A 15358-nucleotide genomic window follows, 5' to 3' on the forward strand; every position below is an offset into this window, starting at 1 on the left:
GCGCTTTACAGCCAGCAGGATGAGCGGGGCCAGATATGAGACAACTTCTGTGAAGATTCAGGCGGCAGAGCATATATTTACACTGTCGGCTTCCAGGCTTTTGTTTGATGGATTTATGAGTGTATACATGCAGGAGGAGGATAAGGAGGCGGAAATTTCTCTTGCGACAGAGCTGGATAAGGTCAGCTGACTGGAGTATCTTTCCTTTGATCCCAGGCAGCATTTTACCCAGCCTCCGGCCCACTACACAGAGGCCTCCCTGGTGAAAACCCTGGAGGAGCTGGGCATCGGCAGACCCAGTACTTATGCGCCTACCATCACCACAATTCTGGCCAGACGCTATGTGGTAAAGGAGAATAAAAATCTCTATGTGACGGAGCTGGGAGAGGTGGTAAACAATATGATGAAGGAGGCGTTCCCCAGCATTGTGGATGTGAATTTCACAGCCAACATGGAGGCCCTTTTGGACGGGGTGGAGGAAGGCACCGTAAAGTGGAAAACCATTGTATCCAATTTTTATCCAGACCTGGAAGAAGCGGTAAAAAATGCGGAGAAGGAGCTTAAGGAGGTCACCATAGAGGATGAAGTGTCCGATGAGGTGTGCGAGCTCTGCGGCAGGCATATGGTGATTAAATATGGTCCTCACGGACGGTTCCTTGCCTGCCCGGGCTTCCCGGAGTGCCGCAATACCAAGCCCTATTTTGAGAAGATCGGAGTTGCCTGTCCCAAATGCGGGGGAGACATAGTCTTGAAAAAAACTAAAAAAGGCAGAAAATATTATGGCTGCATCAATAACCCCGAGTGTGATTTTATGGTATGGCAGAAGCCATCCGGGGAGAAGTGTCCCAAATGCGGCGATATGCTTCTGGAAAAAGGAAATAAACTGGTGTGCATGAACGAACAGTGCGGCTATGTGACCGGGAAAATCCCTGTGGAAAAGCAGTGATAAGCAGGGAAAAACAGGGGTAGTGTCAGAATTGTCTCATAAATCAAAAAAAATACAAAAAAATTAACTGTATGCACATTGTAATCTGATTTTATTTGTGATAAAATGTTTATATATTGTAATCGGTCTCAATAAAACGGAGGAATGTGTATGAGCAGTGTACAGCTATTGGACAAGACCAGGAAGATCGGCAAGTTGTTGCACAATAATAATTCCAGCAAGGTGGTTTTCAACGATATTTGCAGTGTGATGCGTGAAATTTTGAATTCCAATGTGCTGGTGATCAGCCGCAAGGGCAAGGTGCTGGGGGTGGGGAAGTCCGATGGGATCGAATCCATCACGGAGCTGATCGAGGAGAATGTGGGGGGATTTATCGACTCCATGTTAAATGAAAGGCTTCTGGGCGTGTTGTCCACCAAAGAGAATGTGAATCTGGAAACGCTGGGCTTTGAGAGTACGGATGTGAAAAAATTTCAGGCCATCATTACCCCTATCGAGATTGCGGGAGAGAGGCTTGGCACTCTGTTTATCTATAAATGCTATGACCAGTATGACATAGACGATATTATACTCTGTGAATATGGCAGTACCGTAGTGGGTCTTGAGATGCTGCGGGCTGTAAATGAGGAAAGCGCAGAGGAAAGCCGAAAGGTTGCGGTGGTGAAATCTGCCATAAGCACTCTTTCCTTTTCGGAGATGGAGGCCATCACCCATATTTTTGACGAATTAAACGGCATGGAGGGGATTTTGGTTGCCAGTAAGATTGCTGACAGGGTGGGAATCACAAGGTCGGTGATCGTCAATGCGCTGCGTAAATTCGAGAGCGCCGGCGTGATTGAATCCCGTTCATCCGGCATGAAGGGTACTTACATCAAGGTACTAAACGATGTGGTGTTTGACGAGATAGAGGAGCTGAAGCGCCAGAACCGTAAAAAATGAGAGCAGACTGAGGGACTTGTCGCATAGTCAATAAGTCCCGTTTTTCATGTTTTCGCGTTGAAAACCACAAAAAAATGTTGTTTTTTTGGCAAAATAAATTATAATAGAATAAAGTGGCAGGAGTGTGTGGAAAGGAGTTCCCTGATGATTCAAACCAATGTATTTGATTATATCAATGTGCTGGACAAGGCTGCGGACGCAAGCTGGCTGAGAAACGAAGCCATATCCAACAATATAGCCAACGTGGATACACCTTACTATAAGAGACAGGATGTGTCCTTTGAAAATGAGTTAAAGAAGGCTTTGGGAAGCGGGCTGAACAAGTCTATGGACGAGAGAGTATCCTCCATAAAGACCAGTGAGCTTCAGGCAAGGCCCTATACAGATTATGAGAGCTATTCCTACAGACTGGATGGGAATAATGTGGACGTTGAAAATGAAAATGTGATGCTTGCGGAAAACCAGCTGAAATATCAGGGGCTTCTTACAAGCATCAACCAGGAGTTTACCAATCTGCAGACCGTGATAAAATAGATTTTTTCTGTTTTGTCTTAGCTTAGAAAGGATAGAAAAGAATGAGTATGTTCTCTGCTTTTAATATTAACGCATCCGGTCTTACCTCTCAGAGATACCGCATGGATGTGATTTCTGAAAATGTGGCAAATGCCAACACCACGCGCACGGAGGACGGCACGCCCTACCGGAGAAAAGTGGTTACTTTCGCCCAGAAGGGGGATCAGACCTCTTTCAGCAGAGTGCTGGGCAATGTGTCTTTGTACCATGGATACAGCGGACAGGGCGTCAAGGTGGACGGCGTATATGAGGATACGGAAACAGAAATGAACATGGTATATGATCCCTCCCATCCGGATGCGGATGAGAACGGTTATGTTACATATCCCAATGTAAATATCATAACAGAAATGACAAATCTGATTGATGCCAGCAGGGCTTATGAGGCAAACGCCACAGCGTTCAACGCCAGCAAATCCATGGCTCTGCAGGGGCTTCAGCTGACGCAGCAGTAAAGCCTGAGCTTTTGAGGGGAATCAGGAGACATAGAAATACTGCGCAGAATGGATAAGAAGGATAAGAGGAGTACATACAATGGATTTATCAGCAATTAGCGGTCTTACGGGAGTCAGTGCTTTGAATGCAGTGGGCGCAGGCTCGGAGGTTTCTGCGGCTTCGCTGACAGGAATGCTCACGGAAAAAAATAAAAAAGCGGACGGAACACTGTTCAGCGCTTTTTTTAATTCGGCACTGGATAACATTAAAACTACAAACAGCTATCTTTCAGATGCAGAAAATGAGGAAATTAAGTTTGCTCTTGGAGAAACAGAGAATACCCATGATCTGACGATTGCCTTACAGAAGGCTTCCACAGCTCTGCAGTACACGGTGACGGTGCGGGACAAGATCCTGGAGGCATACCGTGAGCTGATGCAGATTCAGATATAATAGCGCTGGGGGAAATTTATCATGGCAGACAAGCTGAAAGAAATACCTGCAAAGGTGCTTGAGTGGTGGAATAAATTTACCGCCAGACAAAAAACCATTATCATCGGTATCGGTGCGGTGGTCATCTTTACTTTCGCAATTATCATATATGTGTTTTCACAGCCCCAGTATTCAAGGCTGATCGACTGCGAAACAACAGCCGATGCGGCGGAGGTCATCGACATTCTGGACGGCGCAGGCATTGCGCACAGGGAGTCAAGCGACGGCTTAAAGATCGATGTGGAGACCAGCCAGCTTTCTTCGGCCAACGTAGCGCTTGGCTCGGCGGGGTACGTTCCTGACGATTATTCGCCGGAGGATGCGCTGAGCGGGGGAATGTCTACGACGGCATCCGATAAGGAAAAACTTTGGGGCGTGTATCTGGAGAACCAGCTTTCCAAGGATCTTACTAATTTAAGCAACGTAAAAAGCGCTACTGTGCGCCTGCATATTCCCGATCAGGATGGGACGCTGATTGCGCAGCAGCAGGAGTCCTCTGCGTTTATTCAGCTTGAGCTGGACGGAACCTTTACCTCTGCCAATGCGGCGGCGGTGGCCAAGGCGGCGGCGACTTATCTGGGAAACGAAACCACAGCGAACATCACAATCATCGACAGCGATTCCAATATCCTGTTTGAAGGCGGAGAGGATTACACCTCCGCGGGCATTGCCAATTCCATGCAGGAGCTTCAAAATCAGGCAGAATCCATGGTGGCCAATCAGGTGAAGAAGGTTTTGTTTGGCACCAATCAGTACAACGCCATTGAGGTCACCAGCCATCTGACCATGGATTACGCCAATTACGAGGAAACTGTAAAGGAATATTATGCCAATGACGGACGGGAAGAGGGCATGATTTCCCATCAGGACACCTTCGATTCTGAAAGTGACAGCGGCGGAAGCGCTGTGCCTGGAGCGGAATCAAATGACGGAACTGTGGAGGTATATCCCGATTCCGGCACCACCTCCTCCACACAGTCGGAGACTTCCACAGACTATCTGCCCAATGAATCCATCAATTATAAAGTGACTCCTGCGGGCAGCATTGATTATTCCCAGTCCTCCATTTCCATAACGGCTATTACCTGGAATGAGATTCATGAGGAGGATGTGGAGCGTCAGGGCCTTTTGGACGGCACCAGCTGGGAGGAATATAAGTCCGCAAACAGTGCGGATGTAAAGATGGATGTGGATCCGGATTTTTACAGCATTGTAGCCAATGCTACCGGAATCAGCGAGGATAATATCACCATAGTGGCCTACGAGTCCCCTGTCTTTTATGACAGGGAGGGCATGAATGTCAGCTGGACCACTATTTTAAGCATTATGATGCTGGTAATGATTCTGGCCCTGCTGGTTTTTGTGGTGCTGCGCAGCATGCGCACCCGGACAGAGGTGGCGAGGGAGGAGGAGCTTTCTGTGGAAAATCTTCTGCAGTCCACTCCTGGGCCGGAGCTTGAGGACATTGATGTGGAGGCTAAATCAGAGACCCGCAAGCTGATAGAGAAATTTGTGGATGAAAATCCTGAGGCGGCGGCCAGCCTGCTTCGAAACTGGCTGAATGAGGACTGGAATTAAAGGGTTTAGAAGAGAGGCGAAGGATTATGGCTAGAACAAGAGAGGGAGACATTACCGGACTGCAGAAGGCGGCGATTCTGCTGATTTCGCTGGGGCCGGAGCGCTCTGCCGGTGTGTTTAAGCATTTAAAGGAAGATGAAATAGAGGAGCTGACTCTGGAAATTGCAAATACCAGAAGCGTGACGCCCCAGGTGAAGGAAGAGGTTATCAACGAATTCTATGAGGTGTGTCTCGCCCAGCAGTATATCGCAGAGGGCGGCATTAACTATGCGAAGGAGCTTTTGGAAAAGGCTCTCGGGTCGGACAAGGCCATGGACATCATTGGCAAGCTGACGGCGTCCTTGCAGGTAAAGCCTTTTGAATTTGTCAGAAAGACGGATGCCACACAGCTGATTAATTTTATTCAGGATGAGCATCCCCAGACGATTGCATTGATTTTATCCTATCTGTCTCCCAACCAGGCGGCATTGATTCTTTCTGCGCTGCCTCCTGACAGACAGGCCGATGTGGCGAGACGTGTGGCTGTGATGGACAGAACCAGCCCGGATGTGATCAAAGAGGTGGAGAAGGTTTTGGAATCCAAGCTGGCAAGTCTGGTAAATCAGGATTATACCATTATCGGCGGCGTGGACGCGGTAGTGGAAATTTTGAATACTGTGGACAGAGGAACAGAAAAACATATTATGGAAACCCTGGAGATCGAAGAGCCGGAGCTGGCGGACGAAATTCGGAAAAAGATGTTTGTGTTCGAGGATGTGCTTCTTTTGGACGACCGGGCTATACAGCGTGTGCTGCGTGATGTGGACAACAACGATCTGGCGGTGGCCCTGAAAGGTGCAAACGAGCAGGTGCAGAATGCGATTTTCAACAATATGTCCAAGCGTCTTGCTGTTATGATTAAAGAGGACATGGAATTTATGGGTCCTGTCCGCATGAAGGATGTGGAAGAGGCACAGCAGAAGATTGTAAATATTATCAGAAAGCTGGAGGATGCAGGCGAAATCGTTATTTCCAGAGGCGGAGGTGATGAGATCGTTGTCTAGTAATCTGCTGAAAAGAGGATATACCTGTCTGGCCCAGGATGATTTGCGTGTAATTGACAGTAATGAGCGGATGGCCAGGCGCATGGAGGAGCTGGCGGCCAGGGTGCAGCGCCCGGAAAACGAAGGCTTTGTTCCGGGGCTGCAGGCTGGGGAGGCGCCTCCTTTGGAGGAAGGGGAAGAAAATTCCCAGACCGGAAATGTGATAAAGGCGGCTGTGGAGGATGAAGCTGCATCACAGCAGGCGAAGGCGGAGGCTGATCTTATTGTACAGCAGGCGAAAGAGGAGGCTGAGACCTTAAGACAGCAGGCAATCTCCCAGGCAAAACAGGAAAAGCGCAGTATTCTGGAGCAGGCCAGGGCCCAAGGCTATGAGGAGGGCCAGAAGAAAGCGCAGGCTGAGAAAGTCCGCCTGGAGCAGGAGTACAGGAAGAAAGAAAAGCAGCTGGAGGATGCTTATCAAAAAAAGATAGATGAGCTGGAGCCGGCGTTTATCGATACAATTACGGGAGTCTATGAGCACATTTTTCATGTGGAGCTTGACTCCTACAGAGAGGTGCTTATTTACCTGATCTCCACAGCCATGCGGGATGTAGAGGAAAAACGCAGCTTTTTGATTCATGTCTCAAAGGAAGATTATCCTTATGTGAGCATGGAAAAGAAGCAGCTTACGGCCGTTTCTCCCAACAGTGAAATTGAGATCGTTGAAGATTTGACGCTTGGAAAAAATGACTGTCTGATCGAGACGGACGGCGGTATTTTTGACTGCGGCGTGGGTACACAGCTTGCGCAGCTTAGGCAGAAGCTGAAGCTTTTGTCTTATGAGAAGTGATTCCTGATGTTAGGAGCAGTATGACAATAGACTTTGAGAAATATAAGAAATTGGAAGAAAAAACATTTTTCCGCAGGCTGGGAAAGGTGGTCAATGTTGTGGGACTGACCATTGAGTCTGCAGGCCCGGATGCAAAGCTGGGAGACATCTGCAGGATACATCCTGAGGGAGATGGGGAACCGGCGCCAATTATGGCGGAGGTGGTGGGCTTTAAGGATAAAAAGACACTGCTGATGCCCTATGAGGCAGTGGACGGCATTGGCCTTGGCTGTATTGTGGAAAATACCGGTTATCCCCTTCGGGTGCAGGTGAGCCAGAAGCTTCTTGGAAAAACCCTGGACGGTCTGGGACGTCCCATTGATGCAGAAAAGATAGAGGGCGCCAGCTACCCGGTGGAGGCTGCTCCGCCGGACCCTATGAGCCGGACGATTATCGACCAGGTGCTGCCTCTTGGAGTGAAGGCGGTGGATGGGCTGATCACAGTGGGAAAAGGCCAGCGAATCGGTATATTTGCAGGCTCTGGTGTGGGGAAGTCCACACTGATGGGCATGTTTGCCAGGAATACCCGGGCAGATATCAATGTGATCGGACTGATTGGAGAGCGTGGCAGAGAGGTACGCGAATTTATTGAGAGAGATTTGGGCGAGGAGGGCATGAAACGCTCTGTGGTGGTGGTGGCCACCTCGGACCGCCCTGCCCTTGAACGAAATAAGGCTGCCAAGACTGCAACGGCGATTGCGGAATATTTCAGAGACCAGGGAAAGGATGTGCTTTTGATGATGGATTCCCTGACTCGGTTTTCCATGGCTCAGCGTGAAATCGGGCTGGCCAGCGGGGAGCCGCCTGTGAGCAGAGGCTATCCGCCCAGTGTGTACTCTGAGATGCCAAAGCTGCTGGAGAGAGCCGGGCGGGCTGCAAAGGGTTCCATAACAGGCCTTTACACGGTACTGGTGGATGGCGATGACTTTAATGAGCCTATCACGGATACAGCCCGAAGTATTTTAGATGGACATATTATGCTGAGCCGCAAGCTGGGACATAAAAATCATTATCCGGCCATAGATATTCTTCAGAGCATTTCCAGGTGCATGAGCCAGATTGCGGACAGAGAGCACAAACAGGCGGCAGGCAAGCTAAAGTCGGTGCTGGCTACCTACAACGAAGCGGAGGATTTGATCAACATCGGCGCATACAAGAGCGGAAGCAATCCTTCCATTGATTACGCCATCACAAAAATTGATGCGGTAAATGAATTTTTGTGTCAGGGTGTGGAGGAAAAGTTTGAATTCGAAGAGACTGTGGCTGCCCTGGAAAAGCTGTTTCAGTAAAAACAGGAGGCCGTAAACGTAAATGGCAAGATTTCACTATTCGCTGCAGAGCATTCTGAGTATCAAGGAAAAGATGGAGACCCAGGCAAAGCAGGAGTTTTCCTCCGCTAAAGGCGCCCTTGACAGGGAGGAGGAGAAGCTGGCGGAATTAAAGGAGCGGAAGCAGTCTTATGAAAAACAGGCGGCAGAGCTTCTTTCGGGGAAGCTGGATGTGAGGGAGATTGAAGAGAACCAAACCGCGATTCTGCGAATGGATTCCTTTATCGCGGAGCAGAACGTCCGGGTGCGGAGAGCAAAAAAAGCTCTTGAGGAGGCCAGGGAACGTCTGACGGAAGTGATGAAGGAGCGGAAAACTCATGAATCTTTGAAGGAAAAAGCCTTTGAAAGCTTTTTACAGGAAGAAAACAGGCAGGAGAGCAAGGAGATAGATGAGCTGACCAGCTATACTTATGGTCAGAGGCAGGTGAGCAAATAATGGCAAAGGCAAAGAATCTTGAGGGGCTGGCGGCTCCGACGGAAAAAGAAAAATTAGAAAGTGAAAAAAAGGAACTGAAAAGACAGCAGCGGGAGCAGAGAAAAGAGGCAAAGAGAAGAGCCAGAGAAATTGCCAGGCAGGAGGACGCTCTGGGGGAGGATGAGGAGAGCAATGGACTTTTGACTCTTGGAGCGACGCTTCTGATTGTGGCCCTTTGGCTGGCGGTAATCTGCGTCGTTATCAAGCTGGACGTGGGAGGCTTCGGAAGCAGGGTGCTGGCTCCCATTCTGCAGGATGTGCCGGTGCTCAACAAAATATTGCCGGAAAATTCCGTGACGGAGACTACGGATACAGAAAGCTATGGGGGATACACCAGCCTGGAGGAAGCGGTGGAACAGATAAGGAGCCTGGAAATTCAATTGGAGCAGGCTCAAAATGAGTCCCGGTCCAAGGATGAGGAGCTTGACAGCTTAAAGGCTGAGGTTCTGCGGCTTCAGGAATTTGAAAACAGCCAGGTGGAATTCCAGAGGATAAAAACGGAGTTTTACGAGGAAGTAGTGTATACCGAAAACGGTCCCGGGCCTGAGGCGTATCAAAAATACTATGAGTCAATGGACCCCACCACGGCAGAATATATTTATAAGCAGGTGGTTACGCAGCTTGAAGAAAGCCAGGAGGTTCAGGATTATGCAGAAGCTTATTCTCAGATGAAGCCTAAGCAGGCTGCGGGAATTTTTGAGTCTATGACGGATGATTTGGACCTGGCGGCCCGGATATTAAAGGTTATGAGCGCTGAGGACAGGGGCGCTATTATGGGACAAATGGACCCTGAGGTGGCGGCCAGACTGACCAAAATTATGGACCCTGAATCTTGACGGAAAACGTAACAATTTTCTTAATTTTTTCCGATATATGGTTTGAATGCCTTAACAGGCTTTCAAATAAATAAAATACCAAAAGAAAGGAGGAGAGAGCATGACGAGTACACCTGTAAAGGCTGTGGGCAGTGCGGTCAAAGGAGCCGCTCAGTTTTTTTCTACTGTGGGGAAAACCGGGGAATCCGGATTCCAGGAAATACTGAATTTTCAGACGGACAGAAGGGATACCCAAGAGGCAGTTAAACAGGATACGGCTTCCTTTGGCGGGCAGACTTCCCTTCGAAAGACAGAGCATGTCCAGGGCGAATCCCTAAAGACAAAGGACACGGGAAAGGCCGGGGCTGAAAAAGAAACGGAAGCCGTGCAGGATGCAGAGCCTGCCGGTGAGGAAAGGGAAGAAATCCTGGAGGTGCTTGGCAATGTGTCTGCACAGTTTATGGAGCAGCTTGGCCAGATACTTGGATTGACAAAAGAGGAAATCCAGGATGTGCTTGGACAGCTTGACATGGAGCCCTTGCAGCTGTTAAATCCGGAGAATTTGAGCGGTTTTCTGCTTGCGGCGGCCGGAGTGGAGGACTCCCTTTCCCTGATTACCAACGGGGAGCTGTATCAGGATTACCGGACGGCCATGGAGCAGCTGAATGCGCTTTTGGAACAGGCCGGCAAAGAGCTGGGGCTGGAAGGCGAAGCACTTTTAGCGCTGACAGAGGATGTGGGAAGCGCGCCCGGTGAATTCGGCGTTGACGAGGAATCTGTATCCGTGGAAATCACGGCAGATGAAGCTGTTTTGCAGGAAGAAATGCCGGAAACAGAGGAAGGCAGCACGCCAAAGAGCAGCCGGGGGATGTCTGAAGGGAATGCCCAGACGGATACGCAGATGCTGAAACAAAGTGCTGGGGCAGACGCACAGACAGACGAAGGAAACGGCGCACAAACCCGCCAGGAGCACACGGGCGGACAAAACGCCAATTTCCTGCAGCAGGAGTTTAGGCTTGACAGCTTTCAGGCTCAGGCAGCGCAGTCAGGGGAAAGCGCCCTTATATGGGATGTGGATACCCAGGATATTATGAAGCAGATCATGGATTACATGAAGATTCAGATTAAGCCTGACGTATCTAATCTTGAAATGCAGCTGCATCCGGAAAGCCTTGGAACCGTACATGTTCAGGTGGTGTCAAAGGGAGGGGCTGTAACGGCTCATTTTATCACGCAGAACGAGACGGTAAAGGCCGCTTTGGAAAGCCAGATGGTTCAGCTCAGGGAAAGTTTTCATGAACAGGGAGTGAGAGTGGAGGCTGTTGAGGTTTCCGTACAAGCCCATCAGTTTGAGAGAAACTTAGAGCAGGGAAGAGGAAGGCAGCAGGAGCAGGCCCCGTCCAAAGGAAGAGCGAGAAGAATAAATCTCAATGAGCCTTTGGATTTAGAGGATTTAGAACAAGAGGAAGCCCTGGCGGCTGAAATGATGACTGCCACAGGAAGCACGGTAGATTTCACCGCGTAGCACAGAAAAAGGAAAGGAGTGATGTTATGGCACTGGTACAGGCAGTGGAGGATGGAAAACTGGTAGAATCTACATCCCAGAGCTCTCTGTCCAAAACCACAGGCGCCAGCAGCGATATGGACAAGGATGCTTTTCTGCAGCTTTTGGTGGCGCAGATGAAGTATCAGGATCCGCTGGAGCCCACCTCCAACACGGAATACATATCCCAGTATGCACAATTTACCCAGGTGGAGCAGATGCAGAACATGGCAAAGAGCATGGATCTGCAGCGGGCAAGCACCCTTGTGGGAGAGGAAGTATATATCAAGACCACAAATTCCTCGGGAGAGACTAACTATGTGCGGGGAAAAGTAGACTATGTGGTATACGAGAACGGAAAGGCATATCTGTCTATCGGAGAGCAGCTGTATTCCATTGACGATTTGGATACGGTGGCAGATCCCGAATACCTTGCAGCTTACGACAAGGCATATGATTTCAATGTGGCGATCAACAAGCTGCCCGGCGTAAACGCCATTGGTCTTTCGGATGGAGAGGCCATTGATGAGCTGGAGAAAATCTACAATGAAATGACAGATTATGAGAAAAGCTTTCTGGCAACCGATGTGGTGAACCGGCTGAATAAGTATATCGAAAAGCTTAAGGAGCTGAGAACCATAGCAGGAGAGGACGAAGGCACGCAGAACGGAGAGGACACGGAAGATACGCAGGGAACAGAAGGAACTGGGAATACAGATATGGGAGCCTGAGAAATGAACATACAAAAAAGCGGTTATCTGTCCATTGAGCAGCTGACCGACCGATATCTGAATCCGGCGCAGAGGACGGGGACAGAAAGGACCACGGACGGTCTGACGTTTGAAGAGGTTCTGCAGACAAAGACGCTTCAGAACAGGGAAACAAAGGGACTTAAGTTTTCCAAGCACGCGGCGGTGCGTCTGGCGGACCGGAATATTGAATTGAGCACGAAGCAGCTGGAACGGCTGAATGAAGGGGCAAAGAAGGCACAGCAGAAAGGGATCAGGGATTCCCTGGTGATCGTGGATGAAATTGCCTTTATTGTAAATGTGCCCAGCCAGACGGTAGTGACGGCAATGGACAGTGCACAGACAAGTGAAAATGTATTTACCAATATAAACGGAGCGGTGATTATATAAGCCGGACCTGAATGGAGGCTTGGGCCTCTCGAATGACAGAGAGAGGCAGGCTCCGTTTCTACAGGAGGAATCAGTACTATGATGAGATCATTGTATTCTGGTGTGTCAGGACTGAAAACACACCAGACAAAGATGGACGTGATCGGTAATAATATTGCCAACGTCAACACGGTTGCATTTAAGTCAAGCTCGATTGTGTTCAGCGATCTGCTCAGCCAGACCACGCAGAACGCAAGCGGCCCCAACGCCCTTACGGGAGCCGGGGGAACCAATGCAAGACAGATCGGTCTGGGCGTTAAATCCGGAGCGATCAACACAAGCATCACCACACAGGGCGCCAGCCAGTCCACAGGCAATCCCTTTGATATTATGATCAACGGTGATAATTTTTTCATTGTGAACAACGGCAGTGAGAATTTCTTTACCCGTGACGGCTCCTTTTATGTGGACGCAGCAGGCAACCTGGCCATGACCAGCACCGGCTACAATGTAATGGGCTGGGGTGTGGACGAAACCACAGGAGAAATCAGACAGGATACGGTGGCTGCGCTGCGCATTATGAGCGCGGCAAATATGACCTATCCGCCGGAGGCTACCTCCCAGGCGTATGTTTCCGGCATCCTGGATAAAAACGATACGGATGTGACCAGCGCAAACGGCAAGGTGATCAACCTGAATTTTTATGACGCCCTGGGCTACAGCTACACGGCAAAGCTGACCTTTAAGCAGTCGGCAGACGAAAATGAGTACAGCCTGGAGCTTTCCAGCCTGCTGGATTCCGAGGGAAACGAGATAGACATTACAGGGGTTACCTTCGGAACGGTAAATAATACCCAGGAAAAGCCGGTGACGGTAAGCTTTAACAGCTCGGCCTATAGGTGGAATGGCAATCAGCTTCAGTCTGCTGACGGCGGTACCATTTATGCGGACTTAACGGCTATATTTGACGCTGGTACTTTGAGGGACAGAACCGAAGTGGTAAGCATTGGCGGAACGGACATGACAGTGCAGGAGGTTCTGGACAACATTGCTGCAGCCTATGGCTATGAAGGCTCTACAGAGGAATTTTTAAATCTGTTTGTGTACGATGAAACAAACGGCACTACGCCGGTTTCTGTGGAACAGATGCTGGCAAACCTGGTACAGGGTACAGGAACTGATATGTTTCCTTCTGCCGAGGATTCCTTTGAGGCTGACGGCCGTTTCTTTGACGGCACCACGGTAACCTTTGACCCCAACAACGGACATTTTGCGGGGATTGGCGGGGCGGCCACCCAGACCACCGCTGTTTTGGGACTTTCCGCCCTGGGTGGAAACTTTTCCGACATCACCATTGATTTTTCCAATGTGTCTATGGTAGACAACAAGGGAACCTCCACCGTATCCGCTACCAGCGGGGACGAGGACGGACTTGGCGCCGGCAGACGTCTCGGAGACATGATCGGCCTATCCATTCAAAACAACGGCATGATCTATGCAAGCTATGACAACGGCATGACAAAGCTGCTGGGGCAGATTGCAACTGCGGAGTTTGCCAATGCCTCCGGCCTGGAGAAGCAGGGCGACAATCTTTATTCCGCATCCTTAAACTCTGGGGAATTCGACGGCATCGGCGTGGATATTACCGCAAACGGCGGTTATATGTCCACCGAACAGCTGGAGATGAGCAATGTGGATTTGTCCTCAGAATTTACGGAAATGATCACCACACAGAGGGGCTTCCAGGCAAACAGCCGTATTATCACGGTGTCCGATACCTTGCTTGAGGAATTGACAAACCTGAAGAGATAAGGTATCATTAATAAATAAGGGACGGAGCTTTCCGTCCCTTATATCACTTATGGTCTATGCCTGATGGAATGACAGAAGCGAGGTGGATTCTATGATAGAGGTAACGAAAATCAATGGCGTGAAAATCCTTGTAAATCCGCATCTGTTTGAAGTGGTGGAGGAGACGCCGGATACAGTGATTACGCTGACAACAGGCAGAAAAATAATTGTAAAAGAAAGTAGACAAGAGATAAAAAATCTTGTAAAATTGTACAGAAAGGATATTCTTGCAGAATAATTCAAAAAATTGCGGAATGTTTAGGTGATTCTCGTGGATATAGCATCCTTATTAGGCATTATCTTAGGATTATTGGCAATCGTATTCGGTGTTATCAGTAGTGCCGGTCTGGGCGGCGTTTATGAATATCTGGACTATCCATCCGTTATCATAACCTTCGGCGGTGCCTTTGCCTGTACGCTGATGAGTGTAAGCCTGCAGAACTTTATTGGCGGAGTAAAATCCATGGGTCTGATTTTCAAGGCTCCTGTTGTGAATACGGCGGAGATGATACGTAAAATCATTGATCTGTCCAATGTGGCCCGCAAGGAGGGTCTGCTTTCCCTGGAGGAGGCAGCTGCAGATTTGGAGGATCCCTTTTTGAAAAAGGGAATTCTTCTGATTGTGGACGGCACGGATCCGGATCTGGTCAGAGCGATTATGGAAACGGAGCTTGTGAGCATTGAAGGGAGACATAAGGACAAGATCGGTTTCTGGGACACGCTCTCTGCCATGGGCCCTGCCTGGGGTATGATTGGTACCCTGATCGGTCTTGTGGATATGCTGTATAACATGGAAGACCCTTCCACTATCGGACCGGCCATGGCGGTGGCGCTGATTACCACATTGTATGGTTCCCTGCTTGCAAACTGGATTTGTATTCCGGTGTCCAACAAGCTGAAAGCGGATAATGAAGTGGAAATGATGCAGAAGGAAGTAATGATAGAGGGTCTTTTGTCCATTCAGGCCGGGGAGAATCCGAGAGTCATCGAAGAAAAGCTGAAATCCTTCCTCGCTCCAGCCGAAAGAGAGAATGCGGCCGAAGAAGCAGAGGCGGGAGGTGAGGCGTAATGGCCAGACGCAGAGAAGATCCGCCCTCAGGGGGAAACGCGCCATGGATGAATACCTTCGCGGATTTAATGAATCTTCTTTTATGTTTTTTCGTTATGCTGTTTGCCATGTCAGATACAGATACTGAAAAGTATAATCAGATGGCAGCATCTATGAACAGTACCTTCAGTATTTTTGACGGAGGGGGCACGGCGCTGGATGACGGAGTGTTAATTGGAAACGGTATCAGCCAGCTGAACAATCTGGATCAATACATAAACAGCACGGGAAGGGCGGCGGAAGGGC

At 49.3% G+C, this 15358-nt stretch carries 17 protein-coding genes and 2 pseudogenes; all 19 read left to right on the forward strand.

Annotated features, from left to right (window positions below; translation table 11 throughout):
• Positions 1-190 (forward strand): annotated as a pseudogene (locus AC1WIP_RS02925) (type I DNA topoisomerase); the annotation flags it as partial.
• 18 nt (positions 191-208) lie between these two features.
• Positions 209-946, forward strand: a pseudogene (locus tag AC1WIP_RS02930) (DNA topoisomerase); the annotation flags it as partial.
• Positions 947-1096: 150 nt separating this feature from the next.
• Entirely contained in the window at positions 1097-1885 is a 789-nt protein-coding gene (gene codY, locus AC1WIP_RS02935) for a GTP-sensing pleiotropic transcriptional regulator CodY (RefSeq protein WP_318702497.1), read from the forward strand.
• Between the two features lie 144 nt (positions 1886-2029).
• Complete coding sequence (gene flgB / locus AC1WIP_RS02940; RefSeq protein ID WP_318702496.1) at positions 2030-2419, forward strand: flagellar basal body rod protein FlgB; 390 nt, start codon at positions 2030-2032, stop codon at positions 2417-2419.
• A gap of 41 nt (positions 2420-2460) precedes the next feature.
• Positions 2461-2913, forward strand: coding sequence for a flagellar basal body rod protein FlgC (flgC, locus tag AC1WIP_RS02945; RefSeq protein ID WP_481140402.1), 453 nt, complete (start codon positions 2461-2463; stop codon positions 2911-2913).
• 79 nt (positions 2914-2992) lie between these two features.
• A complete protein-coding gene (fliE, locus tag AC1WIP_RS02950) occupies positions 2993-3346 on the forward strand; it encodes a flagellar hook-basal body complex protein FliE (protein WP_481140403.1) in 354 nt (117 codons plus the stop codon).
• Between the two features lie 21 nt (positions 3347-3367).
• Positions 3368-4963 carry a flagellar M-ring protein FliF C-terminal domain-containing protein gene (locus tag AC1WIP_RS02955; RefSeq protein ID WP_481140404.1) on the forward strand — a complete coding sequence of 532 codons (1596 nt, stop codon included), beginning with the start codon at positions 3368-3370 and terminating at the stop codon, positions 4961-4963.
• Positions 4964-4989: 26 nt separating this feature from the next.
• On the forward strand, positions 4990-6006 hold the full coding sequence (gene fliG, locus AC1WIP_RS02960; RefSeq protein ID WP_481140405.1) for a flagellar motor switch protein FliG: 1017 nt from the start codon (positions 4990-4992) through the stop codon (positions 6004-6006).
• Entirely contained in the window at positions 5990-6835 is an 846-nt protein-coding gene (locus AC1WIP_RS02965; RefSeq protein ID WP_481140406.1) for a FliH/SctL family protein, read from the forward strand. Before fliG ends, AC1WIP_RS02965 begins: the two co-directional genes overlap by 17 nt.
• A gap of 20 nt (positions 6836-6855) precedes the next feature.
• Positions 6856-8163, forward strand: coding sequence for a flagellar protein export ATPase FliI (fliI, locus tag AC1WIP_RS02970; RefSeq protein ID WP_481140407.1), 1308 nt, complete (start codon positions 6856-6858; stop codon positions 8161-8163).
• A gap of 22 nt (positions 8164-8185) precedes the next feature.
• Positions 8186-8638, forward strand: coding sequence for a flagellar export protein FliJ (gene fliJ / locus AC1WIP_RS02975; RefSeq protein WP_481140408.1), 453 nt, complete (start codon positions 8186-8188; stop codon positions 8636-8638).
• On the forward strand, positions 8638-9513 hold the full coding sequence (locus AC1WIP_RS02980) for a MotE family protein (RefSeq protein ID WP_481140409.1): 876 nt from the start codon (positions 8638-8640) through the stop codon (positions 9511-9513). The genes fliJ and AC1WIP_RS02980 overlap by 1 nt, the downstream gene beginning before the upstream one ends.
• A 100-nt stretch (positions 9514-9613) precedes the next feature.
• Positions 9614-11017, forward strand: coding sequence for a flagellar hook-length control protein FliK (locus tag AC1WIP_RS02985; protein ID WP_481140410.1), 1404 nt, complete (start codon positions 9614-9616; stop codon positions 11015-11017).
• Positions 11018-11043: 26 nt separating this feature from the next.
• On the forward strand, positions 11044-11766 hold the full coding sequence (locus tag AC1WIP_RS02990) for a flagellar hook assembly protein FlgD (protein WP_481140411.1): 723 nt from the start codon (positions 11044-11046) through the stop codon (positions 11764-11766).
• Between the two features lie 3 nt (positions 11767-11769).
• The gene (locus AC1WIP_RS02995; protein WP_481140412.1) at positions 11770-12174 is read left to right on the forward strand and encodes a TIGR02530 family flagellar biosynthesis protein; all 405 of its coding nucleotides are present in this window, start codon (positions 11770-11772) and stop codon (positions 12172-12174) included.
• 78 nt (positions 12175-12252) lie between these two features.
• Entirely contained in the window at positions 12253-13965 is a 1713-nt protein-coding gene (locus AC1WIP_RS03000; RefSeq protein WP_481140413.1) for a flagellar hook protein FlgE, read from the forward strand.
• A gap of 91 nt (positions 13966-14056) precedes the next feature.
• On the forward strand, positions 14057-14242 hold the full coding sequence (locus AC1WIP_RS03005; RefSeq protein WP_318702480.1) for a flagellar FlbD family protein: 186 nt from the start codon (positions 14057-14059) through the stop codon (positions 14240-14242).
• A gap of 33 nt (positions 14243-14275) precedes the next feature.
• Positions 14276-15073, forward strand: coding sequence for a motility protein A (locus AC1WIP_RS03010; protein ID WP_481140414.1), 798 nt, complete (start codon positions 14276-14278; stop codon positions 15071-15073).
• Positions 15073-15358 (forward strand): flagellar motor protein MotB (locus AC1WIP_RS03015; RefSeq protein ID WP_481140415.1); only part of this gene is annotated, 286 nt, incomplete at its 3' end. The genes AC1WIP_RS03010 and AC1WIP_RS03015, both read left to right, overlap by 1 nt.

Source organism: Acetatifactor sp., assembly GCF_982438285.1.

Bases quoted from the DNA above. Each gene is read 5' to 3' on its own strand.
- codY (WP_318702497.1), top strand. From the start codon at position 1,097: ATGAGCAGTGTACAGCTATTGGACAAGACCAGGAAGATCGGCAAGTTG.
- flgB (WP_318702496.1), top strand. From the start codon at position 2,030: ATGATTCAAACCAATGTATTTGATTATATCAATGTGCTGGACAAGGCT.
- flgC (WP_481140402.1), top strand. From the start codon at position 2,461: ATGAGTATGTTCTCTGCTTTTAATATTAACGCATCCGGTCTTACCTCT.
- fliE (WP_481140403.1), top strand. From the start codon at position 2,993: ATGGATTTATCAGCAATTAGCGGTCTTACGGGAGTCAGTGCTTTGAAT.
- AC1WIP_RS02955 (WP_481140404.1), top strand. From the start codon at position 3,368: ATGGCAGACAAGCTGAAAGAAATACCTGCAAAGGTGCTTGAGTGGTGG.
- fliG (WP_481140405.1), top strand. From the start codon at position 4,990: ATGGCTAGAACAAGAGAGGGAGACATTACCGGACTGCAGAAGGCGGCG.
- AC1WIP_RS02965 (WP_481140406.1), top strand. From the start codon at position 5,990: ATGAGATCGTTGTCTAGTAATCTGCTGAAAAGAGGATATACCTGTCTG.
- fliI (WP_481140407.1), top strand. From the start codon at position 6,856: ATGACAATAGACTTTGAGAAATATAAGAAATTGGAAGAAAAAACATTT.
- fliJ (WP_481140408.1), top strand. From the start codon at position 8,186: ATGGCAAGATTTCACTATTCGCTGCAGAGCATTCTGAGTATCAAGGAA.
- AC1WIP_RS02980 (WP_481140409.1), top strand. From the start codon at position 8,638: ATGGCAAAGGCAAAGAATCTTGAGGGGCTGGCGGCTCCGACGGAAAAA.
- AC1WIP_RS02985 (WP_481140410.1), top strand. From the start codon at position 9,614: ATGACGAGTACACCTGTAAAGGCTGTGGGCAGTGCGGTCAAAGGAGCC.
- AC1WIP_RS02990 (WP_481140411.1), top strand. From the start codon at position 11,044: ATGGCACTGGTACAGGCAGTGGAGGATGGAAAACTGGTAGAATCTACA.
- AC1WIP_RS02995 (WP_481140412.1), top strand. From the start codon at position 11,770: ATGAACATACAAAAAAGCGGTTATCTGTCCATTGAGCAGCTGACCGAC.
- AC1WIP_RS03000 (WP_481140413.1), top strand. From the start codon at position 12,253: ATGATGAGATCATTGTATTCTGGTGTGTCAGGACTGAAAACACACCAG.
- AC1WIP_RS03005 (WP_318702480.1), top strand. From the start codon at position 14,057: ATGATAGAGGTAACGAAAATCAATGGCGTGAAAATCCTTGTAAATCCG.